This is a genomic window from Rhodovulum viride (assembly GCF_003265965.1).
Taxonomy (GTDB): Bacteria; Pseudomonadota; Alphaproteobacteria; order Rhodobacterales; family Rhodobacteraceae; genus Rhodovulum; species Rhodovulum kholense.
The window spans coordinates 100,140-125,421 of record NZ_MUAV01000011.1 but is presented as its reverse complement, the minus strand read 5'-3'; the positions used below and the strand labels follow the sequence as shown (position 1 = coordinate 125,421).

Sequence of the window (25,282 nt, the reverse complement as noted above, 5' to 3'; positions counted from 1 at the left end):
CCCGAAATGGACGGAAACCGACGCCGGGCTGCGCGAGTTCACTCTTACGCGGGGCCAAAGTCGAAAAGGGTCACCACCATCTCGCGCGGCGTCCCATCGTCGAAGCGGTAGGGCACGAGGATGTCGCGAGTCAGCACCGGCTCGGGCAGCGTCTCTTCGGGATAGCCCTGCTCCTGCAGCAGGCCCAGAATGCCCGGCACGCCCTTGCGGTCGACGACCACCAGCACCCGACCCCGCGGCTCGGCCAGACGCCGCGTCGGGAAGGGTGGGAAGGCCTCCCAGTCCGGCAGGTGCAGCAGGAGGTTTCCGGTATAGTAGTGCGGCCCCAGCAGGACCGGCCGGTCCGGCATCGTCTCGGCGATGGTCCCGGCAAGCAGATCGACCCGAAGCGAGTCGCTTCCGGCGCCGCGCAGGCGGGTATCGGCAATGGCCGCGAGGATCAGCAGCGCAAGGCCCGCCATGGCGCGCAGGAAATTGCGCCAGACACGGGCCGGGGCATTGCCGAAAACCGTCATCATCAGGGGCGGCAGCCCGAGGATGAACAGCGGCATCAGCCAGCGCGACCGCACGAAGCCGGTATCGGTCGCCACCACGCCGATCGCGGTCAGCGCAAGACCGATCAGCGCCGCCCGGGCCAGAAGCTGTGCCTCGGGCGGGGTTTTCAGGCTGCGCCGCGCCGCGGTCCCGCCCAGCCCCAGCGCAAGCCCGACGGCCAGCAGGGCCGGGATCGACTCGATCAGCACCGACCGCCCCAGATAGCCTAGACCTGCGGGCCACATCGCCTGTTCGGGCCCGCCGGCGCCCGCGCGGAACTCCCACAGGTCGGAGAAGGCTGCCAGCGGATCGGCCAGCATCGCGGCATAGGGCAGACTGGCCACGGCCAGCGCCACCGCCGCCGTCAGCCAGAGCCGCCGGTCCCTCAGCACCGGACGGACCGCCGCCATGCTGAACCCCGCCAGGATCAACGCGGGCGGCACGATCCAGAAATTGGGCTTGGCAAGCCCGCCCAGCCCGACGGCGAGGCCGAACAGCAGAAAGCCACGCGTGCCCGGGCGGCGTAGCAGCCACAGAAAGGTCGCGACCGTCAGAACCGTGGTGAAAGCCAGCGCGATGCTGTGCGATCCGGTCCGCTGCGACCACCAGGCAAGGTTCGGGATCAGACCGAGCGCAAGCGCGCCCGCCATCGCGGCGCGCGTGCCCCCGACCGGACGCAGCGCGAGGAAAGCCGTCGCATAAGTGCCGAACAGCAGAAGGTTCTTTGCCAGCACCAGACCCAGCGTGTTCACGCCGAACAGGTCGAAGAAGACGGTCTGGTACCAGTTATAAAGCGGCGGTTGCGAGCCGTAGGCAAAGTGCCAGTCCCGCGACAGCACGACCATCTCGGCCTCGTCACCCTCGAAACTGCCCCCCAGCCACAGGCGCAGCCCAACCTGCGCTGCGAAATAGGCGGCAAGCGCCAGCAGGAACAGCGTGGCGGTCCGGGTGTCAGTCGCGGGGGCGGCGGTCATGGCAGGTCGGGCGTTCTGGCAAGGACATAGCGGAAGGGCATTTCGGCTTCGGAATGGCGATACGGCAACGTGAAGTCGCCCTCGGCCAGCACCTCCGGTTCGGTACCCGGCGGCCATCCGGCCTGGGCCAGCCCGGCCGCAAGGTCGCGCGGCACGGTCTCGCGCATCAGAAACAGCACCGGTCCGCCCGCAAAGCGGTGCGCCGCGACGGGCAGGTAAGGCGCGATGCGCCGGTCCGGCTCGGCGGCGGCAAGGTTTCCGGCGGTGTAGAATTCGGCGATGACCGGCACGCCCTCGGCGCCCTCGATCGCGGCCAGATGCGCAGGCAGGCCAGTGAAATCGACGTCGCGCCGCGCGCCCTCCTTGAAGCGGTCATAGGTCAGGCCCGCGCAGACCAGAACGGCAAAGACCGCCGCGGCAGCGAATATGCCCCGCCGCGCGGCCGGGCCGATCCGGGGCGCAAGCGCCAGAAAGAGGCCCGGCGCGGCGAGGAAGGCCAGAGGCAGCAGCCAGCGCGCCGTGACCGTGCCCGCCTGCGCAAGCCAGACGCCCAAGGCCATCAACACGGCCACGACGGCGCCCGCCCGCAGCAACAGCGCAGGCAGCGGCCCGACCGGGTCCGGCTCGGCCCGCCGACGCCCGAAGGCCCAGGCCAGCGCCGCCACCAGAAGCGGCAGGGCCAGAAGCGACAGCATGCCGCCCGGAAGCATCACCAGCCCGTCGGGCAGCGCCGCGCGGGCGCCGTCGGTTTCAAGCCGCAGCTTGCCGACCGAGGAAAACGCAAGGTCGCGATTCTGCACCATCCAGCCATAGGGCCCGGCCAGAATGGCCGCGGCGATGGCGGGCACGATCAGGGCCCGGCGGGTCAGGATCCGGGCGCGAAACGGGGCCAGCGTGAGGCCCGCCACCAGAAGGCCGACCGGGACCAGGAAGAAGTTGTATTTCGACAGCCCCCCAAGCCCCACGGCAAGGCCCAGCGCGATCCAGGCGGGCCAGCCGCCGCTCCGCATCGCCCAGAGAAAGGCCGCCAGCGTCGCAGCCGAGGTCGCGATCAGCATGTTGGAATGGGTGGTCGCCCGCTGCGCCTCCCAGGCGATGTCGGGCACGAGAAACAGCGACAGCGCGCCCAACGCGGCGACGCCGGCCGGCCGCCACAGCCGGACCCCGAGGAAGACCAGAAGAAAGGTCAGCCAGAGAAGCCCGTTCTTGAGCAGGGACAGCGCTGCCAGGGACCGGCCCAGAAGGTCGAAAAGGCCAAGCTGCAACCAGTTGTACAAGGGCAGCTGCGGCCCGTAGCCCAGGCGCAGACCGGGCGTCATGACCAGCATTTCCGCCTCGTCGGTCTCGTAGGCGCCGCCCAGCACCAGACGCAGCACGACTTGCAGCGCGAAATAGGCGGTAATCGCGAAAAGGAAAATCGCGGTCGCGGTCCTGCCAGCGGTCCCGGACATCGCGTGCGCCTAGAGCATGCTCGGCACGACCAGATCCGGCGGCCGGTGCCCATCGGCGAAGGTCTTGATATTGATGATGACCTTTTCGCCCATCTCACTGCGCCCCTCGATCGTGGCGGACCCCATATGCGGCAGAAGAACCACATTGGGCAGCTCGCGCAGGCGCGGGTTGATCTCGTGCCCATGTTCGAAAACATCAAGTCCGGCGCCCGCGATCTCGCCCGCGCGCAGCATCCGGGTCAGCGCGTTCTCGTCGATGACCTCGCCCCGCGAGGTGTTCACGATCACCGCGTCCTTCTTCATCAGCTTGAGCCGTCGCGCATTCATCAGATGGAAGGTCGAGGGCGTATGCGGACAATTCACACTGATCACGTCCATCCGGCTGACCATCTGGTCGAGGCTGTCCCAATAGGTCGCCTCGAATTCCTGCTCGATCTCGGGGCGCAGGCGCTTGCGGTTGTGATAGTGGATCTGCATGCCGAAGGCGCGGGCGCGTCGCGCGACCGCCTGCCCGATCCGCCCCATCCCGAGAATCCCCAGCCGCCGGCCGCCGATCCGCCCGCCCATGAAGGCCGTGGGTGCCCACCCGTGCCAGTCGCCCGCCTGCATCACATGCAGCCCCTCGGGGATTCGGCGCGTGACCGCCAGCATCAGCGCCAGCGTCATGTCCGCGGTATCCTCGGTCACCACGCCGGGCGTGTTCGACACCAGAATCCCGCGCTGGCGGGCGGTCTGTACATCCAGATGGTCTACCCCGGCGCCGTAATTCGCGATCAGTTTCAGCCGGTCCCCGGCCTGGGCCAGCATCGACTGGTCGATCACGTCGGTCACGCAGGGCACCAGCACATCGGCGCGGCGCATCGCATCGACCAGCTGTTCGCGGGTGAGCTTGACATCGGCCTCGTTCAGCTCGACGTCGAAAAGCTCCTTCATCCGGGTCTCGACCGCCTCGGGCAACCGTCGCGTCACAACCACACTGAGACGTTGTGCGGGCATCCCAGAGCCTCCCTGCTTTTCATCCCTTGGCGTCAGTGGCAAACTGTCCGAGATCGGGGCGCGGCACAAGACCCCGAAACCAGCTGGCAGGACGTTATGCGGGCACGACTGCGCGGACGCGCATTTCTGGCGATTTCCCTTTTGTTTCTGATCGGCGCGCTCACCTCGACGGGTCCCGTCCTGGCCGAAGAGCGCGGGCGGGTGACCAATCTGCCGCTGCCGCGCTATGTCTCGCTGAAGGCGGCCGAGGGCAATGTGCGGCGCGGCCCGAGCCTCAGCCACCGGATCGACTGGGTTTACACAAGACGCGGCGTGCCCTTGCAGATCACGGCGGAATTCGGCCATTGGCGGCAGGTGCGCGACCGCGACGGCGCGGGCGGCTGGGTGCATTATTCGCTGCTGTCGGGCGTCCGCACGGTGATCGTCGATCAGGACATGCTGCCGCTTCTGCGCGCGCCCCGCCCGGAGGCCGAAGTGCTGGCGAAGGCCGAAGCCGGGGTGATCGCCCGGCTGGGAGAATGCAGTATCGACTGGTGCCGGATCAGCGCCGACGGCGCGTCGGGCTGGGTGCCCAAGACCGCGATCTGGGGCGTGGACGCCGACGAGATCCGCGAGTGACCTTGCCCCGCCGGGCGCTCTGCTGATAAGCGGGGGCCGCACCCTGTCGAGCCCGCCGCCATGCCCAAGACCTCCCGCCTGAACCTCTCTGCCGGGGTCGCCTCTGTCGCGACCGCGATCACGCTTGTCGCGCTGAAGCTCTGGGCGCTGGGCCAGACCGGGGCGCTGTCGATCGCGGCCTCGCTCGCGGACAGCGCGCTCGATCTGATGGTGTCGCTGGGCGCGCTGGCCGCGATCTTCTATGCCGCGCGGCCGCCGGACGACGATCATGCCTTCGGCCACAGCGCAGCCGAGGATCTGGCTGCGCTGGGACAGGCGGTGTTCGTCCTGGCCTCGGCCAGCATCATTGCCTTTGCCGCCATGACCCGGCTTCTCGATGCCGATCCCGAACCGCTGTCGCAGGAAGGACCCGGGATCGTCGTGATGGCGCTGTCGATCGCGCTGACGGCGATGCTGGTGCTGTACCAGCGCTGGGTCGCGCGGCGGACCGGAAACCGAGTGGTGGCTGCCGACTCGCTGCATTATCTGGGCGATCTGCTGCCGAATATCGGGGCGATCTTCGCGCTTTGGGCCTCGGCCAACCTGGGGCTGGTGCGCATCGACGCGGTGGTCGCGCTGGCCGCCGCGGGGATGCTGGCGGTCGGCGCGCTGGGGATCGGCAAGGGGGCGTGGGACGCGCTGATGGACCGCGCCGCGCCGCCCGAAACCATCGCGCGGATCGAGGCGCTGGCCAAGGCCTGCGCGGGCGTGCGGGGCTTTCACGACCTCAAGACCCGCCGGTCGGGCCCGCGCCTTTTCGTGAACCTGCATATCGAGCTTGATGGCGCGCAAAGCCTGAACGATGCCCATGCCATCGGCGCCCGGCTGAAACACGCGATCCTTGCAGAGTTTCCGGTCGCGGATGTGATCATCCACTTCGACCCGGTGCGCTGAGCTTTAAGGTGCGCCCTCAGGGACGGGGTGCGCCGCAGACCGGGCAGTCGGCGCGGCGGTGGAGCGCGATGGTCCGGGTCTCGCCGTAAAGCGCGTCATAGATCAGCATTCGCCCGCCAAGCCCCTCGCCCGCGCCGGTCACGAACTTGATCGCCTCGACAGCCATCATCGCACCCACGACCCCCGGAAGCGCCCCAACGACGCCCGCCTCGGCGCAGGTGGGGGCAAGACCGGGCGCAGGCGCCTCGGGGAAGATGCATTGATAGCAGGGCGTCCCGTGCGCCGGGTCGTAAAGGCTGATCTGGCCTTCCCACTGGGCGATGGCGCCGGCGATCAGCGGCTTGCCCAGACGCGCGGCCATCCGGTTGACCAGATAACGCGTTTCGAAATTGTCGGTGCCGTCGAGGATCAGATCGTAATCGGGAAAGAGCGCCGCAGCTGTCTCTTCGTCCAGACGCCGCTTGTAGGGACGCACGGTGACAAAGGGATTCTGAGCCAGAATGGCCTTTTGCGCGGAAAAGACCTTGGGCATGCCCAGCCGCGTATCGGTATGGATCACCTGACGCTGAAGGTTCGAAAGATCCACCTCGTCGGGATCGACAATGCCGATGGTCCCGACCCCGGCCGCCCCCAGATACAGCAGCGCGGGCGAGCCGAGCCCACCGGCGCCGATCACCAGAACCCGCGCCTCTTTCAGCTTGCGCTGGCCCGGCCCGCCGATTTCGCGCAGCATGATGTGACGGGCATAACGGTCCAGTTCGACCGGCCGCAGCGGGCCTTGGGGGGCCATCGGCACGACCTCGCGGGCCACACGCCGCTTGAGTGCACCCAGCACGCCGCGATAGGCCACGACCAAAAGCGCCAGGACCCCAAGCGCCGCCCATCCCTCGGGCGTGCCGCCGATGGCCTGGCGCAGCGGATGGCTCGCGGGCATGGCGAGTTGCAGGATCAGGACGCCCGCATACAGCCCCCCGATCATGCCCCAGCGCCCCTGGCGCGAGATGCGGAGGATCATCCCCAGCGACCAGAGCACCAGCGCAATTCCCAGCACCAGTCCCATCAGCCGCGCCCCGTCGACCCGAACCCGCCCTCGCCGCGAACGGTCTCGTCCAGCGCCTCGACCACCTCGAAGACCGCCTGCACCACCGGCGCCACGATCATCTGCGCAATCCGGTCGCCATGGCGGATGGTGTAGGGTTCGCCCCCGAAATTGACCAGCAGCACGCCAAGCGGCCCGCGATAGTCGCTGTCGATGGTGCCGGGCGTATTCGGAAGCGTGATCCCGTGCTTTAGCGCCAGCCCCGAGCGCGGGCGGATCTGCACCTCGAACCCGGCGGGAAAGGCCATCCGGAAGCCTGTGGGCACGATCCGGCGCTCCATCGGCGCCAGCGTCAGCCCGGCCTCGCGATCTTCGGGCGGCAGGTTCGCGCGAATGTCGGCCCCGGCCGAGCCCGCGGTCTGATAGGCAGGCAGCGGCAGGCTGCGGTCGGCCCAGTCTTCCCAGACGATCTCAAGACGCGGGCTCATGCCAGCGCCTCGGCGATCCGGCGGGCGAGCCGCTGGGCGACCTCGTCCTTCGACAGACGCGGCCAGGCCTCGGCGCCCGAGCCGGTAATCAGGGTCACCTCGTTCTCGGCGCCCCCCATGATGCCGGTCGCGGGCGAGACGTCATTGGCAACGATCCAGTCGCAGCCCTTGCGCGCGCGCTTGGCCTCGGCATGGGCCACGACATCATGGGTTTCAGCGGCAAAGCCCACCACGAGACGCGGCCGGTCTTCGGCCCGCCGGGCGATGCGGGCCAGAATGTCCGGGTTTTCGGCGAAATCCAGAACCGGCGCCCGGCCCGATCCGTCCTTCTTCATCTTCTGATCGGCGGCATTGGCGACATGCCAGTCGGCGACAGCGGCGGCGCAGACGGCGGCATCGGCCGGAAGTGCGGCTTCGACAGCGGCCAGCATCTCGCGCGCGGTCTCGACCCGAACGATCTCGACACCCTGGGGCGGCGGCACCGCGGCCGGGCCGGTCACGAAAACCACCTCGGCGCCCAGCGTCGCCAGCGCCCGGGCCAGCGCCGTGCCCTGCGCCCCCGAGGACCGGTTGGCGATATAGCGGACCGGATCAATCGGTTCATGCGTCGGTCCCGAAGTCACGACGATGCGGCGCCCGGCAAGCGGCCCCGCGCCCAGCGCGGCCTCGATCGCGGCGAGGATCTCGGGCACCTCGGCCATCCGCCCCGGCCCGTATTCGCCGCAGGCCATGTCGCCCTCATTGGGCCCGACGACGCGGATACCGTCCGATTGCAGCACCCCCAGATTGCGCCGGGTCGCGGGATGGGTCCACATCCGCACATTCATCGCGGGCGCGACCAAAACGGGCGTGTCGGTCGCCAGCAGCAGGGTCGAGGCCAGATCGTCAGCAAGCCCGCCCGCCATCTTCGCCATCAGGTTCGCGGTCGCCGGCGCCACCACCACCAGATCGGCCGAACGCGACAGCTGGATATGCCCCATCTCGGCCTCGCGGGTCAGATCGAAGAGGTCGCGATGCACCGCCTCGCCCGCCAGCGCCGAGACCGACAACGGCGTCACGAAGCGTTCGGCCGCCTGCGTCATCACCGGGGTGACCGCCGCGCCCCGTTCGCGCAGGCGGCGGATCAGATCGAGCGTCTTGTAGGCGGCGATGCCCCCCGCGACGATCAGTAGAATGCGTTTGCCGGAAACCATGCCGCCCGCCCGTCAACCTCTTGCCAGAACCCCTTGGAAAGACAGTCTTAGGCCCCGGACGGGGCCGAGACAAGCGCCGCTGCCAGCCCTAGCCGCCGGTCAGCGCGGTGCAGGGCTCGCCGCGTTCGGCCGCCCCCGTGACCAGCCAGTAGTCATAGGGCGGAGTGCCCGTCGCGGCCCCCTCGAGCTGACCGACAGAGATCAGCCGGGCGCCCTCGGCAACCCGGGCAAAGGCCGCGGGCAGGCCCCAGTCGATCCGGGCATGGCCGTTGCCCGCGATCACCGCGACCGGCCCGCCGGTGTCGTCCAGCGCCTGCCGCGCGGCCCGGGCCAGCGCGGCATCGCGCAGCCGCTGTGCCTCGACCATGCCGGGCAGAAGATGGTCGGGAAGCGCGTTGCAATGGGCCTCGCGCTGATCGTTGATCCGTTCTTCGCGCTCGGCCTCGGGCAGCGGGTCGGTCAGACCATAGGTCGCGGCATCGGCCCCGAAGACGGCGGCCGCCCCTTCGGTCACGGCCCGGCGGACCTCGTCGCGCGGCAATGCCGCGCCATAGACCCTTGCCTCGGGCGCGGCCGAGAAAATCGGGAAATACATCGCGAAATCGGGCCAGCCCGATGCTTCCCAACCCAGCGCCTGGCCCAGCGCCACGCCGTCGAGACGAAGCCCCGGCGTCACCTTCGCAGCCTGGTCCGGCGTCAGCATCTCGAAGACCAGAGCCTTCGGCGCCAGCGCCCTGACGGCCGCAGCCTGATTGGCATGCTGGTCGGGGTTGTCATGGGTCTCGCCCAGCACCACCACATCGGCGGCAGGCAGCGAGGACAAAGCCGCCGGGCCGATTTCCTCGGCTCCGGCGGCAGGGGCGGTCAGGGCCGCGGCCAGCGCGGCGATTCTTGCAACATGTCTCACGCGAGGAAGTGAAGCACCTCGGGCGACTGGGCTTCAAGGCTCTTGCGCATCTTGCCGAAGGCCGCGGCCTCTAGCTGACGCACCCGCTCTTTGGACAGGCCAAGCTCGTTGCCGAGGCTTTCCAGCGTGCGGGGGTCGTCGCGCAGCTTGCGTTCCTTGACGATGAAGCGTTCGCGGTCGTTCAGCTGGCCCATGGCATGCACCAGCCAGCCGCGCAGTTGCGCCCTGTCGCGCCCCTCCTCCACCAGTTCGGCCGCCTGTGCGCTGTCATCCTCGATGGTCTCGATCCATTCGCGCCCCTCTTCATCGGTCGATTGCGAGGCGTTCAGCGAGAAATCGGACCCCGACAGCCGCCCCTCCATCATCTCGACATCCTGCAAGGGCACGCCGACCTCGGAGGCGATCATCTGGCGCAACTGGTGCCGGTCGAGCGTCTCGCCCCGGCCCGCCGCCTCGCGTTCCAGCCGGGCCTGGACCCGGCGCATGTTGAAGAACAGCGATTTCTGGCTGGAGGTCGACCCGGTCCGGACCATCGACCAGTTCCGCATCACGTAGTCCTGGATCGAGGCCTTGATCCACCAGACCGCATAGGTCGAAAAGCGCACGCCCCGGTCAGGGTCGAACTTGTCGGCCGCCTTCATCAGGCCAAGGCTCGCCTCCTGGATCAGGTCGTTCATCGGCGCGCCGTAACGCTTGAATTTTGCCGCCATCGAGATCGCCAGCCGCATATAGGCCGTGATCAGGCGGTGAAGGGCTGCCTCGTCACGTTCGTCGCGCCAGGCATAGGCAAGCTTCAGTTCGGTCTCGGCGTCCAGAAGCTCCGCCTTCATCGCCTGACGCGACAGCGTGTTCGCATCGAATCCATCAAATGCCATGCCAAATTCCCGTCAGACAGAGTTTTATCGTTACCTAAACTATACTGCGCCGATCCGGTTCCGGATCACACAAGAGCTTGAACGAATCGAAATATTCGCGCGATGCATGTGTGCATATACGCACATATTCAGCGGTTCCGTCCTGACACCGCGCGCCGGTATCGGAACGATCACGAAAATGCGCTTTCTCCGGACGCGCACGGAGGCTAGCCTCAGTCCATGACATATACGCTTTTCATCGGCGACCGGACCTATTCCAGCTGGTCCCTGCGCGGCTGGCTGATGCTGGAGAAATTCGGCCTGCCCCACCGGATTGCCGAGGTCGGGCTTTACACCGGCACCATGCGCCGCGACCTGGCTCCGGCCGCGCCCGCGCATCTGGTGCCCGCGCTTCTGACCCCAGAGGGCGAGCCGCTGAGCGACACGATGGCCATCGCCGAGACCCTGGCCGAACGCCATCCCGGGGCCGGGCTCTGGCCCGAGGACGCGGCCGCGCGGATGCGCGCGCGCTGGCTGGCGGCCGAGATGCATTCGGGCTTTCCCGCGCTGCGGTCGCGCTGTCCGATGGTGCTGTCGCATTCCTATGACGGCTTCCTGGCCCCGCCCGAGGTGCTGGCCGAACTCGACCGCCTGCAGGCGATCTGGGCCGAGGCCCATGCCCGGTTCGGCGCCGGCGGACCCTGGCTTTTCGGGCGCTATTCGCTGGCCGATGCCTTCTACGCCCCGGTCGCGGCAAGGATCGCGGCCTATGGGCTGCCGGTGGGCGATGCCGCCGCCAATTACGTGGCGCAGCATCTGGCGGACCCGGCCTTCCGCCGCTGGCGCGCCGAGGGGATGACCGTCGGCTACGACCCCGAGCCCTATGCGATGGATCTGCCGCGCCTGCCCTGGCCCGGCCCCGAACCGGTCGCCGCCCGCGCCATTGCCTCCGGCCCCTCGGTCAACGCGGCCTGCCCGTTCTCGGGCCAGCCGCCGACTCATTTCCTCAAGACGCAAGGTGTGGTGATCGGCTTTTGCAACGCGCGCTGCCGCGACAAGGCCGCGAACGACCCCGAAGCCTTCCCCGAAGTCAGCGCCATTTACCATTCGGTAACCAAGCAGGCGTAGCCGTTTTCCGGTTCAGACCGGAGAACGCGAGATGGTGGCCCGGGCCTATACGGTGGCTTTCGACGGCATCGAGGCACAGATCGTCGAGGTGCAATGCGCGGTCGCCCCCGGGCTTCCCGCCTTTTCAGTGGTGGGCCTCCCCGACAAGGCGGTCAGCGAGGCCCGCGACCGGCTGCGCGCGGCGCTGACGGCAATGGGCGTGGCGCTGCCTTCGAAGCGGATCACGGTCAATCTCTCGCCCGCCGATCTGCCGAAAGTGGGGTCGCATTTCGACCTGCCCATCGCAGTGGCGCTGCTGGCCGCGCTCGAGGTCATCCCCCGCGACATGGCCGAAGGGGTGGTGGCCCTGGGCGAGCTGTCGCTCGACGGGCGGCTGGTGCCGGTGATCGGGGCGCTGCCCGCGGCGATGGCCGCCGCCGAAGCCGACCGGGCGCTTTTATGTCCGCGCGCCTGCGGCGCCGAGGCGGCCTGGGTCGGCGCGACCCAGGTGCTGGCCGCGCCCGACCTCGCCTCGGTGGTGCGCCACTTCACCGGCCAGGCCCCTCTGGCCCCGGCCGAACCGGGCGAGGTCCAGCCGGACGCGCCGACGCTCGATCTGGCCGAGGTCAAGGGCCAGGAACGCGCCAAGCGCGCGCTCGAGATCGCCGCGGCGGGCCGACATCACCTGCTTCTGGTCGGCGAACCCGGCTCGGGCAAGTCGATGCTGGCCGCGCGGATCCCGGGCCTTCTGCCGCCGCTGTCGCCGACAGAGGCGCTTGAAACCTCGATGATCCATTCGCTGGCGGGCCTGCTGGACGAGGGCGGCATCTCGCGCCAGCGCCCGTTTCGCGACCCGCATCACACCGCGTCAGTGGCCGCCATTGTGGGCGGCGGGCGCGGTGCCGGACCGGGTGAAATCAGTCTGGCCCATAACGGCGTGCTGTTCATGGACGAGTTTCCCGAATTTCCGCGTCAGGTGCTGGACACGCTGCGCCAGCCGATCGAGACCGGTGAGGTCGTGATCGCCCGCGCCAATGCCCATACGCGCTATCCCTGCCGCTTCCTGCTGGTCGCGGCGGCAAACCCCTGCAAATGCGGCTATCTCGCCGACCCGTCCCGAGCCTGCGCCCGCGTGCCCCAGTGCGGCGAGGACTACCTTGGCCGGATCTCGGGTCCGCTGATGGACCGGTTCGACCTGCGCGTCGAGGTGCCGCCGGTCGCGTTCCGCGACCTCGACCTGCCCGCTTCGGGCGAAAGCTCTGCCACCGTGGCGGCCCGGGTCGCCACCGCCCGCGCCCGGCAAACCGCGCGTTTCGAGGCGCATCCCCGGGTGCGAGTGAACGCCGAGGCAGAGGGAGCGCTGCTCGACGAGATCGCAACGCCCGATGCCGACGGGCGCGCGCTGCTTTTGCGGGCGGCAGAGCGGTTCCGGCTGACCGCGCGCGGCTATCATCGCGTGTTGCGCGTCGCCCGGACCATCGCCGATCTCGACGGCGCCCAGCAGGTTGCGCGGCCCCATGTCGCCGAGGCCGTCGGCTTTCGTCTGGCCGTCGGCGACAGCTAGAGGGCCGCCGATGCTTGCGCCAAGGGTCACGATCCCTTGATCGTGGCATTTGCAGGAACCCTGCGGCACCCGGGTTGTTGACTCGGTCGAACCTGCAAACATCGAAGGAAGGATGTCACGATGACCGACAGACATGGCCTCATGACCGACAACCCCACCCCGCTGTCGAGCCGGTTCGGCTGGCCGCTGCTGAGCAATCGCAAACCCGATGTCGAGCTGGACAAGGTCCGCGATCACCCGCTGTCAGACGCGCTGAACCTGCCATTGCTGAGCCAGAAACAGGGCTCGTCGACCGAGCTGATGACCGACAGCCCCACCCCGTTTTCCAGCCGGTTCGGCTGGCCGCTGCTCAGCGGGCGCCGCTCCGACCTCGAGCTGATGACCGACAATCCGACGCCGTTCTCGGCCGCCCTGGGGCTGCCGCTTCTCAGCAAAAGCGAAACCGATGTCGGGACCGACCCGAAAGGCGGCAGCACCTCGCACCGGCCCTGGACCGCACGCCAGGGCTCCGGCTCGGACGGTCCGGTCGCGAAATTCTTCCGGCAGATCGTCACCGGCGAAGTCCAGAAGTGAAAGGCAGGCGATGCGGGGTTCAGCCCCGCTTCGCCTCGATCGCCTCCCAGATCCGGGCGGCGATATTGACCTTGTCGAAGCGCTCCAGCTCCTGGATGCCGGTGGGCGAGGTCACGTTGATCTCGGTCAGATGATCGCCGATCACGTCAATACCCACGAAAACCTGACCGGCCTCCTTCAGCGTCGGGCCGATGGCGGCACAGATCTCCAGATCGCGGGGCGTCAGATCCGCCCGTTCGGCACGGCCCCCCACATGCATGTTCGACCGGGTCTCGCCCTCGGCCGGGACCCGGTTGATGGCTCCGACTGGCGCGCCGTCGACCAGAATGACGCGCTTGTCGCCCTTGCGAACCGCAGGCAGGAATTTCTGCGCGATCAGCGGCTCGCGGCTTAATCCCGAGAAAAGCTCATGCAACGAGGCCAGGTTGCGATCGTCGGGGTCGAGCCGGAAGATCCCGGCCCCGCCATTGCCATAAAGCGGCTTGAGGATGATGTCTCCGTGCAGGTCCTTGAAGGCCCGCAGCGTTGCCAGATCGCGGGCGATCACGGTCGGGGGGATAAGCTCTGGAAAACGAAGAACCAGAAGCTTTTCCGGAAAATTGCGCACCCAGAACGGGTCGTTCACGACGAGGGTGCCAGGCGCCAGATGTTCCAGAAGATGCGTTGTGGTGATGTAGCCCATATCGAAGGGCGGGTCCTGCCGCAGCCAGACGACATCATAGGCGCCAAGATCGACCTCCTGCTCCGGCCCCAGTGTGAAATGATCACCCCGCACCCGGCGGACCTCCAGCGGCCAGCCCCGCGCCATGACGCGCCCGTCATTCCAGAAAAGCCGGTCTGGAGTATAGTAGAACAGGCTGTGCCCGCGTGCCTGCGCCTCTTCGGCAATCCGGAACGTGCTGTCCGCGTCGATATTGACGGCCCCGATCGGGTCCATCTGAATGGCAACCTTCAACGGCATCTGGTGCTCCCTCGCCCGGCCTTCCCCACCGCCGCCCGTCGCGCGGGCGCCACGGCGCCCGCTCTGGATGGCCGAGCCGCCAAGGATTTGCAACCGCGCTTAGGCGCAGAACGCGTTCTCGAGAATATCGACCTCGCCGATCCCGTTCACCAAAGCGACATCAAAGCGAATATCGGTGAGTTGCCCCTTCGGCTCGTCGGCCAGAAATTCCTGCGCGGCCGTCATCACCCGAACCATCTGCCGCCGCGTGATCCGCTCCGCCGCGCGAGCGAAGCTTCGGCTGGCCTTGACCTCGACGAAGACGAGACCGTCGCCGTCGCGCGCGATCAGATCGATCTCGCCGCCGCCACCGCGCCAGCGGCGCGCCACGATCGCCATGCCGCGCCGTTCATAGCCGCGGGCAACGCAATCTTCGGCCGAGACCCCAGAATGATAAGACACAGTTCCGCTCACAATCCGCCCTCCAGAGCTACGCCTTGGCCTCCCGGTCGAGGGCTGCGCGATAGACCTGCCGCCGGGGCAGGTCCAGCGACGCGGAAACCTCGGCCACCGCATCCTTGACCGAGAGCCGCGCCAGAGCCTCGTCAAGCGCGGCCTCAAGATCTGCGGCCTCGGCCTGGCGTGGCAAAGCCCGCCCGACCACAAGCACGATCTCGCCCTTGACCTCGCGCCCGGCAAAGGCCTGGGCAAGGTCCGCGAGCGTGCCGCGCGAGATTTCCTCGAACCGCTTGGTCAGTTCCCGACAGACCGCAGCCTCGCGATCCGGGCCGAGGGATACCACCATTTCCTCTAACAGTCGGCTAATGCGCCTGGGCGATTCGTAGAACACCAGCGTCGCTGGCACCGAAGCGAGATCGTCCAGCATCCGGGCGCGCGCTCCGGCCTGGGCGGGAGGAAAACCGGCAAAAAGCACCCTGTCGCTCGGCAGCCCCGCCACCACCAGCGCCGCCAGCATCGCCGAGGGCCCGGGCGCGGCATGCACCGCAACCCCGGCCGCGATGGCGGCGCGCGCCAGCGGAAAGCCGGGGTCCGACACCATCGGCGTCCCCGCCTCGCTGACGCAGGCGACCGACTTGCCAGAGGCCGCCATTCCGACCAGGCCATCCCGAACCGACGGCGCCGAATGGTCGTGATAGGCGATCAGCGGCCGGTCGCCCAGCGCAATCCCGTGGATCTGCATCAGGTGCCGCGCCGTGCGTGTGTCTTCGGCAGCAAGAACATCGGCCGAAGCCAGAATATCCAGCGCTTTCAGCGTGATATCGCGCGCGGCACCGATCGGCGTAGCGACGAAATAAAGCCCCGGGGGCAACGGATTGCGCAGGATTTCCAAGGATTCTTTTACCTGTCTGACGTTTACTTGCCCCGCCGATCCGCATAGGGTCGCCGTCGAGACCGCCCCAGTGAAGGAGAGGGTCATGATCGCCGTTTTTCGCGCCTGCCGCAAGCGGTTGGCTCCCGTCCTGGAACCGGTCCTGGCGCCGATCCTGGGCTTGGCCACCCTTGCTCTGGTCGCGGCCTGCCAGCCGTCAGGACTGGGAGGCGGCCCCTCGATCAATGCCTCGAAACCGGTTCCTGTGGCGCTTCTGGTGCCCCACGGGTCGGGCACATCGGGCGATGAGGTGGTCGCGCGCAGCCTTGAGAATGCGGCGCGGCTTGCGATTTCCGACCTCAAGGGCGTACAGATCGACCTTCGCGTCTACAATACCGCGGGCAATCCCGAAATCGCCGCGAAGGTCGCGGCCGAGGCCGCCTCGGACGGGGCCAAGATCATCCTCGGTCCGCTTTATGCCCAGTCGGCCAATGCCGCAGGCCTGGCCGTCGCCCGGCGCGGGATCAACGTGCTGAGCTTTTCCAACAATACCCAGATCGCCGGTGGCAACGTCTTCGTGCTGGGACCCACCTTCGAGAATACCGCCGACCGGCTGGCCCGCTATGCCATGGCCCAGGGCCGAAGCCAGGTCATGATCGTGCACGACCCTGACGTGGCGGGCGAGGCCGGGCGGGCGGCCATCGCCTCGGCCGTTGCGCGAAGCGGCGGCACGGTCGCGGCAACCGGCAGCTACGAGCTGTCGCAGAACGGCGTCGTGCAGGCCGTGCCCGGTCTGGCCCGCAAGGCCCGCGACTCGGGCGCCTCGGCGATCTTCTTCACTGCCAGCACCGCGGGCGCGCTGCCCCTTCTGGCGCAGCTCCTGCCGGAGAACCGCGTCGATCCCGCCGAGGTCAAGTTCATCGGGCTGACGCGCTGGGATATTCCGCCCTCGACGCTCGCGCTGCCGGGCCTTCAGGGCGGCTGGTTCGCCCTGCCCGATCCGGGCGTTTCGGACCGGTTCGAACGGCGCTACATGGCCGCCTATGGCGAGCCTGCCCATCCCGCCGCCGGCCTTGCCTATGACGGCATCGCCGCGATCGGCGCCCTTGCCAGCCAGGGCCGCAGCGATGCGCTGACGGTCTCAGGGCTGACACAGCCTTCGGGCTTTGTCGGTGTGAACGGCGTGTTCCGCCTGCGCTCCGACGGCACGAACGAGCGGGCCTTGGCCGTGGCCGAGATCCGCGACAACCAGGTGACCGTGATTGACCCCGCTCCAAGAAGTTTCGGCGGCGCAGGCTTCTAGCCCGTCCAGATCCCGCCGCGCAGACCCGGCGCCGGACAGCCTGATCTGTCCGGCGTCCGACATTTTCGACATGGCCTCCTTCGAGGCCGAACTGACCCGCCTGACCGCCGAGGGGGTCGACCCCAAGGCGCTGCGCGGTGCCGTGGTGCAGTATCTGGCCGAGGCCCGGCAGAAAGGCCGCGAGGTCATCGCCGCGGGCTTCGCCGAACGGCCCTTCGACGCGGGCCCGACCGTGCGCGCCTATACCTGGCTGACCGACTGTCTGCTGCGCGCGACGATGAAAGTCTCTTGCGAGGTCCTGCACCCGCGCCCCAACCCGACCGAGGGCGAGCGCCTCGCCGTCTTCTCGGTCGGCGGCTACGGCCGGGGCGAGATGGCGCCCCATTCCGATGTCGACCTGCTGTTCCTGACCCCCTACAAGCTGACCGCCTGGGCCGAGAGCGTGATCGAATCCATGCTCTACATGCTGTGGGACCTGCGACTGAAGGTCGGCCATGCCTCGCGCACGGTGAAGGATTGCGTCCGGCTGGGCCGCGAGGATTACACGATCCGCACGGCCTTGCTGGAAAACCGCTTTCTCGGCGGCCACGAGCCGCTGGACAAGGCCCTGAACACCGCGCTCTGGGACGATCTCTTCAAGGGCACCGCCGCCGAATTCATCGAGGCCAAGCTGGCCGAACGGTCCGAACGGCTGCGCAAGCAGGGCGGTCAGCGCTACGTGCTGGAACCCAACGTGAAAGAGGGCAAGGGCGGGCTGCGCGATCTGCAATCGCTCTACTGGATCGCGAAATACGTCTATCGCGTCGACCGCGCCTCGCAACTGGTCAAGCTTGGCTTCTTCACCAGCGACGAGTTCAACGGCTTCGTCGAGGCCGAGCGGTTTCTCTGGGCCGTCCGCTGCCATCTGCACCTGATCGCCGACCGGGCGATCGACCAGCTGACCTTCGACATGCAGGTCGAGGTGGCGGCGCGGATGGGCTATGCCGACCATGGCGGGCGCCGCGCGGTCGAACATTTCATGCAGGACTATTTCCGCCACGCCACCACGGTTGGCGACCTGACCCGGATCTTCCTGACCAAGCTCGAGGCGGCCCATGTCAAGAAAGAGCCCGCGCTGATCGGGCTGTTCCGGCGGCGCCGCAAGGTGCCGAAGGGCTACGAGATCGTGCAGAACCGCATGAACGTCTCGGACCCCAAGGCGTTTCTGGCCGATAAGCTGAACCTTCTGAAGATCTTCGAAGAGGCGCTGCGGACCGGCACGCTGCTGCACCCCGACGCGATGCGGCTGATCCAGGCCAATCTGCGGCTGATCGACGACGAGGTGCGCAGCGACCCCGAGGCCCAGCGGATCTTCCTCGATCTGCTGCTGAAACACGGCAACCCCGAACGCTCGCTGCGGCGAATGAACGAGCTGGGCGTGCTGTCGGCGCTGATCCCGGAATTCGAGCCCATCGTGGCGATGATGCAATTCAACGTCTATCACAGCTACACGGTGGACGAGCATACCATCCAGTGCATCTCGACGCTGGCCCAGATCGAGCGCGGCGAACTGGTCGAGGAACTGCCCATCGCCAGCCGCATCCTGAAGGACGGCGTGAACCGGCGCATCCTGTATGTCGCGCTGCTGCTGCACGATATCGGCAAGGGCCGGCCCGAGGATCATTCGGTACTGGGGGCGCAAATCGCGCGCAAGGTGGCGCCGCGGCTGGGGCTGAAGGCCGAGGAATGCGAGACCGTCGAATGGCTGGTGCGCTATCACCTGCTGATGTCGGACATGGCGCAAAAGCGCGACCTGTCCGATCCTCGGACGGTGCGCGACTTCGCCAAGGCGGTGAAGACCCGCAAGCGGCTCGATCTGCTGACGGTGCTGACGGTCTGCGATATCATCGGGGTGGGCCCGGGCACCTGGAACAACTGGAAGGCCCAGCTGATCCGCAGCCTTTACCGTGAGACCGTGACCGCGCTGGAAGGCGGGCTGGAGGACATCAACCGCGAACGCCGCGAGGCTGAATCGAAACGCGCGCTGCGCGAGGCGCTGGCGGGCTGGGATGCCAAGGAGCTTCGGCAGGAGACCGGGCGCCATTACGGGCCCTACTGGCAGGGCCTGCCGAGCGGTACCCATGTGGTGATGGCCAACCTCCTGCGCGGCATCAGCAATGACGAGATCCGGATCGACCTGGCCGAGGATGCCGACCGCGACGCCACCCGCGTCTGCTTTGCGCTGTCGGACCATCCGGGGATCTTTTCGCGGCTGGCGGGGGCGCTGGCGCTGGTCGGCGCCAATGTCGTCGACGCGCGCACCTATACCACCAAGGACGGCTACGCCACAGCCGCCTTCTGGGTCCAGGACGCGGACGGGTCGCCCTACGACTCCTCGCGGCTGTCCCGGCTCAGCCAGATGATCGAAAAGACCCTGATGGGCGAGGTGCGCCCGCGCGAAAAGCTTGCCGACCGCGACAAGGTCAAGAAGCGCGAGCGCGGATTCAAGTTCCCGACCTCGATCACCTTCGACAATGACGGGTCCGAGATCTACACAATCATCGAGGTCGATACCCGCGACCGGCCGGGGCTGCTGTACGACCTGACCCGGATCTTCGCGACCTCCAACATCTACATCGCCTCGGCGATGATCGCGACCTATGGCGCGCAGGTGGTCGACAGTTTCTATGTGAAGGACAGTTTCGGGCTGAAGCTCTATTCGAAATCCCGGCAGGAGTCGCTGGAACGCAAGCTGCGCGAGGCCATCGAGAAGGGCACCGAGAGGGCCTATAACTGATGCAGCCGATCCGGCTGGTGTCGGGCTTTCTGACCGTCGGCGTCTGGACCCTGGCCAGCCGCATCCTCGGTTTTGCCCGCGATATCCTGATCGCGGCCTATCTGGGCACCGGACCGGTGGCCGAGGCCTTTCTGGTGGCCTTCTCGCTGCCCAACATGTTCCGCCGCTTCTTCGCCGAGGGCGCGTTCAACATGGCCTTCGTGCCGCTCTTCTCGAAGAAGCTGGAACGGGACGAGGGCGCGCTCGACTTCGCGCGCGACGCCTTCACCGGGCTGGCGACGGTGCTGATCGGCTTTACGCTGCTGGCGCAACTGGCGATGCCCGTGCTTGTGCTGGCCATGGCGGGGGGCTTCGCGGCCGATGAGCGGTTCGACATCGCGGTGGTCTATGGCCGCATCGCCTTTCCCTATATCCTCTTCATTTCGCTGGCGGCTCTTCTGTCGGGCGTGCTGAACGCGACCGGCCGCTTTGTCGCTGCGGCCGCGGCCCCCGTCCTGCTGAACGTCCTGCTGGTCGGCGCCATGCTGCTGGCGGCCACGATGGGCTGGCCGGTGGGCGACGCGCTGGTCTGGACGGTGCCGCTGGCCGGGATCGCGCAGATGGCGCTGGTCTGGACCGCCGCTGCGAAGGCCGGGTTCCGGCTGACCCTCCGCCGCCCCCGCCTGACGCCCGAGTTGCGGCGGCTGGCCATCATCGCGGCCCCGGCGGCGCTGGCGGGGGGCGTGGTGCAGGTCAACCTGCTGATCGGACGGCAGGTCGCCAGCTTCTTCGAGGGCGCGGTGGCGTGGCTATCCTATGCCGACCGGCTGTACCAGTTGCCGCTGGGCGTGGTCGGCATTGCCATCGGTGTCGTGCTCTTGCCCGATCTCTCGCGCCGTCTGGGCGCGGGCGACACGGCGGGCGGGCGCGACGCCTTCAACCGCGCGGGCGAATTCGCGCTGGCCTTGACCGTGCCCGCCGCCGTCGCGCTGGCCACGATCCCCGGCCCCATCGTGGGCGTGCTGTTCAGGCGCGGCGCCTTCGATCAGGCGGATGTCGCGGCCACCGCGCTGGCGGTCGCGGTCTATGGCGCGGGGCTCCCGGCCTTCGTGATCCAGAAGGTGCTGCAACCGCTCTTCTTCGCGCGGGAGGATACGCGGCGGCCGTTCTATTACGCGCTTGGCGCTCTGGCGGTGAATGCGGGCGTCGCGATTGGGCTGGCCCCGGTCTTCGGCTATATCGCGGCGGCCTGGGGCACCACGCTGGCCGGCTGGGCGATGGTCGCGCTGCTTTGGTACGGATCGCGCCGCTATGGTGCGGCGGCCGAAATCGACGCGCGGCTCAGGCGCCGGGCCGGGCGGATCATGCTGGCCTCGGGGCTGATGGGGGCGCTGCTTTGGGGCGCGGCCCGCGCCGCCCAGCCCTGGCTGGCCGAGGGCGGGCTGCGCTATCCGGCGCTGGCCGGTCTGGTGGCGCTGGGGATCGTTTCGTATTTCGGGCTGGGCCACGCTTTGGGCGCGTTCCGCCTGTCCGAATTCCGCCGGGCGATGCGCCGTCAGCGGTGACGGATCTTCGCCCGCACCCGGGCCCAGCCGCCGGGGCTGACCAGGAAAGACAGCACGAACCCGGTGCAGAACCCGGCCAGATCGGCAACCCAGTCCATCGACCCGCCGAAAAGCAGGCTGAAGAGAAGCTGGATGCCCAGCAGCACCCCGATCAGCGTGAAGGCCCGGTATTGCGTGGCCCCTGTCCCCGCCAGCCGCACCCACATCAGGAAGGTGAAGGCGCCGATCAGCCCGTAGACCGCAGGATAGCCGCCGATCAGCGGCACCGGGCTGTCGATCAGAAGCCCATAGACCGCCGCCCCGACGATGGCCGCGCCGAAAAAGACGAAAAGCACGGCCCAGGCGCGGAACACCTCGCCCACCATCTTGCCCAGCGCGAGAATGAAGACCACGACGAAGACCGCATGGGTCACGCTGCCATGGATGAAGGGATAGGTCACAAAGCGCATCAACTGGTCGGCCGGAAACTGGCCGGTCTTCAGCATCCAGTCGAAGACCTGCCCCGAGAAGCCGTAATCGCGGATCGCCTCCATCCGCCAGCCGACCGCGCCCGGCCCGCCCGCAAGCCCGCGCTCGCCGAGGCTCAGCACCGCCTCCATCGCGATCACCGGCAGGGTCAAAAGCCAGACCACGGCGGGCAACGGGTTGATCGGCGGAGCGTTGGGATCGGACTGCATGCGACACGGGCCTCGGTTGACGCTGTTCCCCTGCATCGGTAAGCGAGCGGGGCGTGAAATTCCAGACGGAGATGAACCGATGGCCGAGGTGGTCCACACACCGCGAGTCTTTTCCGGCATCCAGCCCTCGGGCGGGCTGACGCTGGGCAACTACCTGGGCGCGCTCAAGCGCTTTGGCGAGACTCAGGACCGGGGCGACATGCCCACGATCTATTGCATCGTCGACATGCATGCGATCACCGTCTGGCAAGATCCCGAAAAGCTGAACCGCGCCACGCGCGAGCTGACCGCGGGCTTCATCGCCAGCGGCATCGACCCGACCAAGTCGATCCTGTTCAACCAGTCGGCGGTGCCGGGCCACGCCCAGCTGGGCTGGATCTTCAACTGCGTCGCCCGGCTGGGCTGGATGCAGCGCATGACCCAGTTCAAGGACAAGGCCGGCAAGAATTCCGAAAACGTGTCGCTGGGGCTGTTCGCTTATCCCGCGCTGATGGCGGCCGACATCCTCGTCTATCATGCCACCCATGTGCCGGTCGGCGAGGACCAGAAGCAGCATGTGGAACTGACCCGCGACATCGCGATCAAGTTCAACAATGACTATGGCACCGATTTCTTCCCGGTGCCGGAGCCGGTGATCGAGGGGGCCGCGACCCGGGTCATGTCCCTGCGCGACGGCACCAAGAAGATGTCGAAATCGGACCCGTCCGACATGAGCCGGATCAACCTGACCGACGACGCCGATGCCATCGCCAAGAAGATCAAGAAGGCCAAGACCGACCCCGAGCCCCTGCCCGAGACCCTCGAGGGGCTGGAGGGTCGGCCCGAGGCCCGCAACCTCGTCAACATCTATGCCGCTCTTTCCGGCAAGACCGCGGACGAGGTGGTGGCCGAGTATGCCGGTCAGCAATTCGGCACCTTCAAGCCCGCGCTTGCCGATCTGGCGGTCGAGCGGCTGTCGCCGATCTCTTCCGAGATGAGCCGCCTGATGCAGGACCCGGCCGAAATCGACCGCATCCTCGCCCATGGCGCCGAGCAGGCCAACGCCATCGCCGAACCCATCGTGCGGCGCGCCTATCAGATCGTCGGCATGGTCGGCGCCTGAGGCATTGCAAAATCGCACATACCGCGTGAGTTTCCATGCGGTACGTGCGCACCATGCGGGATGCTACCTTTCGACCCGAAAGGAGACACCCCATGCCCCCCATTCCGCCTGAAACCCGCATCGGCCATATCCATCTGAAGGTGGCCGATCTGGACCGTGCCATGGCCTTCTATTCCGGCGTGCTGGGTTTCGAGCTGCAACAGCGCTACGGCTCCGGCGCCGCGTTTCTCTCGGCCGGCGGCTATCACCACCATATCGGCCTGAACACCTGGGACAGCCTTGGCGCGACGCCGCCGCCCCCGGGCCATACCGGACTTTATCACACCGCGATCCTCTATCCCGACCGCAAGAGCCTCGGCACCGCGCTGGCGCGCGTGCTGGCAGCAGGTATCCCGATCGACGGCGCGGCCGATCACGGTGTCAGCGAGGCCATCTACCTGACCGATCCGGACGGCAACGGAGTCGAGCTTTACCGCGACAAGCCCGAGGCCGACTGGCCGCGGGACGCTGCGGGCAACCTGCGGATGGTCAATGACCGGCTGGACCTGCAGGCGCTGCTGGACGAGGCCGACCCGGTCCCCGGCGGCGAATTCACAAAACGGACTCCGGCCTGACACAAAACGGAATCGCTCGCCGCACAGGGTTGGGCGGTCGGGTTCCGCTACGGTACCGTTTATCCGGGGGCCGCCTCGTCATCCCCAAGTCCGGCGCATCCGCCCGTTGCGCCAGTGCCCGCGGACTGCGAGACCCGATCCGCCCCCGGCCGCCCCGCCGGGGGCGCGTCTTTTCTGCCGGGGCGTCCGCTTGGATGGTGGCGATGTTCTGCGGTCTGGACGCTCCCGCGGCCCGGGTCTAGGGTGCGCGACGAATTTCCGAAGAGGTACGCCATGGCCACAGGCACGAATATTCGCACATATTACAACGGGACCTGGCACCGGGGCGACATTCCGGTGATGTGCGCCGCCGATCACGGGTCCTGGCTGGGCACCACGGTCTTCGACGGCGCGCGCTATTTCGAGGGCATCGCCCCCGATCTTCAGGCCCATTGCGACCGGATCAACCGCTCGGCCGAGGCGCTGATGATCACCCCCACTATCGCCGGCGACGAGATGGCCGAGATCGTTTGGGAAGGGCTGAAGACCTACCCGGCCGATGCCGCCGTCTATATCCGGCCGATGTACTGGGCGCTTGAGGGCGACTCGCTGGGCGTCGCGCCGAAGCCCGGCGCCACCGGCTTTGCGATCTGCCTTGAGGAAATCCCGATGGCCGCGCCGGGCAGCGCCACGACAATGACGACGACGCGCTTCCGCCGCCCGACGCTGGACTGCGCCGTGGTCAATGCCAAGGCGGGCTGTCTCTATCCCAACAACGCGCGGATGCTGGCCGAGGCACGCGCCAAAGGCTTCGGCAATGCGCTGGTCGCGGATGCCCTGGGCAATGTCGCCGAGACCGCGACCGCGAATGTCTTCATCGTCAAGGATGGCGAGTTCTTCACCCCCATCGCCAACGGCACCTTCCTGGCCGGGCTGACCCGCAAACGGCATATCTCGAACCTGACGGCGGCGGGCTACAAGGTTCATGAAACCGTGCTGAGCTTTGACGATGTACGCCAGGCCGACGAGGTGTTCCTGTCGGGCAACATGATGAAGGTGACGCCGGTCAAGGCCTTCGACGATGTCCAATACCAGCCCGGGCCGCTGACCGCGAAGGTGCGCGAGCTGTATTGGGACTGGGCCCATTCGGCCGCCTGATCCCGGCCCCGGCGACGGGGAATAATGGGTATTTAGGCCAAGAAGAAATCAGCAGGTCAGGCCCGTCTCCCGCGGACGGGCCTGCGGCAGGAGGGGGGAGTTGCCAGCGCGCGGCCGGTCGGTCATGCTGAGGCGCGGTTCCCGGAGGAGGCCCCGATGCGCAAGTTTCTGGTGGTGCTGGACGACAGCCGCGAATGTCTGAACGCGATGCGCTTTGCCGCGCTCCGGGCCGCGAAGACGGGCGGCGGGGTTCAGATCCTGTCGGTGATCGCGCCCGAGGAGTTCAACCACTGGATCGGCGTCGGCGATCTGATGCGCGAAGAAGCCCGCGAACGGATCGAGGCGCATTTCGAGGTCTTCGCCAAATGGATGCGCGACCGGCAGGGGATCGACCCCGAACTGGTGATCCGCGAGGGCGAGGCGGTGCCCGAGATCCTGGCGCAGATCCGGGAGGATTCCGAGATCGGCGTGCTGGTTCTGGGCGCGGGCACTGACAGCAAGGGGCCGGGGCCGCTTGTCACCCAGCTGACCCGCGGGGCGGGAAGCCTGCCGATCCCGGTGACGATCGTGCCCGGCGGGCTGTCGAAGGAACGGCTGGAAGCGGTGTGCTAGGCACGCCCTCCGAGGC

Annotated in this window: 24 protein-coding genes; 12 read left to right on the top strand and 12 right to left on the bottom strand. The window is 67.9% G+C overall.

The annotated features are described in order from the left end of the window. Positions 1-44: 44 nt before the first annotated feature. Genes BYZ73_RS11400 through BYZ73_RS11390 form a run of 3 tightly spaced genes read right to left on the bottom strand, consistent with a single transcriptional unit; the run spans position 45 to position 3,955 of the window. Positions 45-1,508 carry an ArnT family glycosyltransferase gene (locus BYZ73_RS11400; protein ID WP_181498026.1) on the bottom strand — a complete coding sequence of 488 codons (1,464 nt, stop codon included), beginning with the start codon at positions 1,506-1,508 and terminating at the stop codon, positions 45-47. Continuing rightward, complete coding sequence (locus tag BYZ73_RS11395) at positions 1,505-2,959, bottom strand: glycosyltransferase family 39 protein (RefSeq protein WP_112316042.1); 1,455 nt, start codon at positions 2,957-2,959, stop codon at positions 1,505-1,507. Before BYZ73_RS11395 ends, BYZ73_RS11400 begins: the two co-directional genes overlap by 4 nt. A 9-nt stretch (positions 2,960-2,968) precedes the next feature. Beyond that, the gene (locus BYZ73_RS11390) at positions 2,969-3,955 is read right to left on the bottom strand and encodes a 2-hydroxyacid dehydrogenase (protein ID WP_108027202.1); all 987 of its coding nucleotides are present in this window, start codon (positions 3,953-3,955) and stop codon (positions 2,969-2,971) included. Positions 3,956-4,051: 96 nt separating this feature from the next. Here BYZ73_RS11390 and BYZ73_RS11385 point away from each other — a divergent pair, with 96 nt between their 5' ends. Both BYZ73_RS11385 and BYZ73_RS11380 read left to right on the top strand, forming a co-directional pair. Continuing rightward, positions 4,052-4,573, top strand: a complete 522-nt coding sequence (locus BYZ73_RS11385) for an SH3 domain-containing protein (RefSeq protein WP_112316041.1) — start codon at positions 4,052-4,054, stop codon at positions 4,571-4,573. Between the two features lie 60 nt (positions 4,574-4,633). Beyond that, positions 4,634-5,506, top strand: a complete 873-nt coding sequence (locus BYZ73_RS11380; protein WP_112316040.1) for a cation diffusion facilitator family transporter — start codon at positions 4,634-4,636, stop codon at positions 5,504-5,506. Positions 5,507-5,522: 16 nt separating this feature from the next. Here BYZ73_RS11380 and BYZ73_RS11375 read toward each other — a convergent pair whose 3' ends face one another. The 5 genes from BYZ73_RS11375 to BYZ73_RS11355 form a co-directional block, all read right to left on the bottom strand. Next, positions 5,523-6,566 (bottom strand): HesA/MoeB/ThiF family protein, encoded by a 1,044-nt coding sequence (locus BYZ73_RS11375; RefSeq protein WP_108027205.1) that lies wholly within the window; start codon positions 6,564-6,566, stop codon positions 5,523-5,525. Next, positions 6,566-7,033 (bottom strand): dUTP diphosphatase, encoded by a 468-nt coding sequence (dut, locus tag BYZ73_RS11370; protein WP_112316039.1) that lies wholly within the window; start codon positions 7,031-7,033, stop codon positions 6,566-6,568. Before dut ends, BYZ73_RS11375 begins: the two co-directional genes overlap by 1 nt. Further along, positions 7,030-8,226, bottom strand: a complete 1,197-nt coding sequence (coaBC, locus tag BYZ73_RS11365) for a bifunctional phosphopantothenoylcysteine decarboxylase/phosphopantothenate--cysteine ligase CoaBC (RefSeq protein WP_112316038.1) — start codon at positions 8,224-8,226, stop codon at positions 7,030-7,032. Before coaBC ends, dut begins: the two co-directional genes overlap by 4 nt. Positions 8,227-8,314: 88 nt before the next feature. Beyond that, complete coding sequence (locus BYZ73_RS11360; protein ID WP_245943121.1) at positions 8,315-9,133, bottom strand: ChaN family lipoprotein; 819 nt, start codon at positions 9,131-9,133, stop codon at positions 8,315-8,317. After that, the gene (locus BYZ73_RS11355; protein ID WP_075786649.1) at positions 9,130-10,008 is read right to left on the bottom strand and encodes an RNA polymerase factor sigma-32; all 879 of its coding nucleotides are present in this window, start codon (positions 10,006-10,008) and stop codon (positions 9,130-9,132) included. The genes BYZ73_RS11360 and BYZ73_RS11355 overlap by 4 nt, the downstream gene beginning before the upstream one ends. Positions 10,009-10,227: 219 nt before the next feature. On the opposite strand from BYZ73_RS11355, the gene BYZ73_RS11350 reads away from it, so the two are divergent. From BYZ73_RS11350 to BYZ73_RS11340, 3 genes are all read left to right on the top strand, one after another. Beyond that, the gene (locus BYZ73_RS11350; protein WP_112316037.1) at positions 10,228-11,115 is read left to right on the top strand and encodes a glutathione S-transferase; all 888 of its coding nucleotides are present in this window, start codon (positions 10,228-10,230) and stop codon (positions 11,113-11,115) included. 31 nt (positions 11,116-11,146) lie between these two features. Further along, positions 11,147-12,658, top strand: coding sequence for a YifB family Mg chelatase-like AAA ATPase (locus BYZ73_RS11345; protein ID WP_112316036.1), 1,512 nt, complete (start codon positions 11,147-11,149; stop codon positions 12,656-12,658). A 120-nt stretch (positions 12,659-12,778) separates the two neighbouring features. Beyond that, entirely contained in the window at positions 12,779-13,231 is a 453-nt protein-coding gene (locus tag BYZ73_RS11340) for a hypothetical protein (protein WP_112316035.1), read from the top strand. A 19-nt stretch (positions 13,232-13,250) separates the two neighbouring features. On the opposite strand, the gene gshB is transcribed toward BYZ73_RS11340, so the two are convergent. From gshB to rsmI, 3 genes are all read right to left on the bottom strand, one after another. After that, positions 13,251-14,192, bottom strand: coding sequence for a glutathione synthase (gene gshB / locus BYZ73_RS11335; RefSeq protein WP_108027212.1), 942 nt, complete (start codon positions 14,190-14,192; stop codon positions 13,251-13,253). Between the two features lie 99 nt (positions 14,193-14,291). After that, positions 14,292-14,645, bottom strand: a complete 354-nt coding sequence (locus BYZ73_RS11330; protein ID WP_112316034.1) for a YraN family protein — start codon at positions 14,643-14,645, stop codon at positions 14,292-14,294. A 16-nt stretch (positions 14,646-14,661) separates the two neighbouring features. Further along, entirely contained in the window at positions 14,662-15,501 is an 840-nt protein-coding gene (gene rsmI / locus BYZ73_RS11325) for a 16S rRNA (cytidine(1402)-2'-O)-methyltransferase (RefSeq protein WP_245943120.1), read from the bottom strand. 106 nt (positions 15,502-15,607) lie between these two features. On the opposite strand from rsmI, the gene BYZ73_RS11320 reads away from it, so the two are divergent. Genes BYZ73_RS11320 through murJ form a run of 3 tightly spaced genes read left to right on the top strand, consistent with a single transcriptional unit; the run spans position 15,608 to position 21,124 of the window. Further along, positions 15,608-16,804 carry a penicillin-binding protein activator gene (locus BYZ73_RS11320; RefSeq protein ID WP_112316032.1) on the top strand — a complete coding sequence of 399 codons (1,197 nt, stop codon included), beginning with the start codon at positions 15,608-15,610 and terminating at the stop codon, positions 16,802-16,804. Beyond that, a complete protein-coding gene (locus BYZ73_RS11315; RefSeq protein WP_112316031.1) occupies positions 16,764-19,580 on the top strand; it encodes a [protein-PII] uridylyltransferase in 2,817 nt (938 codons plus the stop codon). Before BYZ73_RS11320 ends, BYZ73_RS11315 begins: the two co-directional genes overlap by 41 nt. Next, entirely contained in the window at positions 19,580-21,124 is a 1,545-nt protein-coding gene (gene murJ, locus BYZ73_RS11310) for a murein biosynthesis integral membrane protein MurJ (protein ID WP_112316030.1), read from the top strand. The genes BYZ73_RS11315 and murJ overlap by 1 nt, the downstream gene beginning before the upstream one ends. Here murJ and BYZ73_RS11305 read toward each other — a convergent pair. Continuing rightward, positions 21,115-21,801, bottom strand: a complete 687-nt coding sequence (locus BYZ73_RS11305) for a rhomboid family intramembrane serine protease (protein WP_112316029.1) — start codon at positions 21,799-21,801, stop codon at positions 21,115-21,117. The two genes, murJ and BYZ73_RS11305, sit on opposite strands and share 10 nt — an antisense overlap. 79 nt (positions 21,802-21,880) lie before the next feature. On the opposite strand from BYZ73_RS11305, the gene trpS reads away from it, so the two are divergent. The 4 genes from trpS to BYZ73_RS11285 all read left to right on the top strand — a co-directional run bounded on the left by trpS (position 21,881) and on the right by BYZ73_RS11285 (position 25,266). Continuing rightward, on the top strand, positions 21,881-22,903 hold the full coding sequence (trpS, locus tag BYZ73_RS11300) for a tryptophan--tRNA ligase (RefSeq protein ID WP_112316028.1): 1,023 nt from the start codon (positions 21,881-21,883) through the stop codon (positions 22,901-22,903). 92 nt (positions 22,904-22,995) lie between these two features. After that, positions 22,996-23,517 (top strand): VOC family protein, encoded by a 522-nt coding sequence (locus tag BYZ73_RS11295; RefSeq protein WP_112316027.1) that lies wholly within the window; start codon positions 22,996-22,998, stop codon positions 23,515-23,517. Positions 23,518-23,790: 273 nt separating this feature from the next. After that, a complete protein-coding gene (locus BYZ73_RS11290; RefSeq protein WP_112316026.1) occupies positions 23,791-24,654 on the top strand; it encodes a branched-chain amino acid aminotransferase in 864 nt (287 codons plus the stop codon). A gap of 156 nt (positions 24,655-24,810) precedes the next feature. After that, positions 24,811-25,266, top strand: coding sequence for a universal stress protein (locus BYZ73_RS11285; RefSeq protein WP_075786663.1), 456 nt, complete (start codon positions 24,811-24,813; stop codon positions 25,264-25,266). Positions 25,267-25,282: the final 16 nt, after the last annotated feature.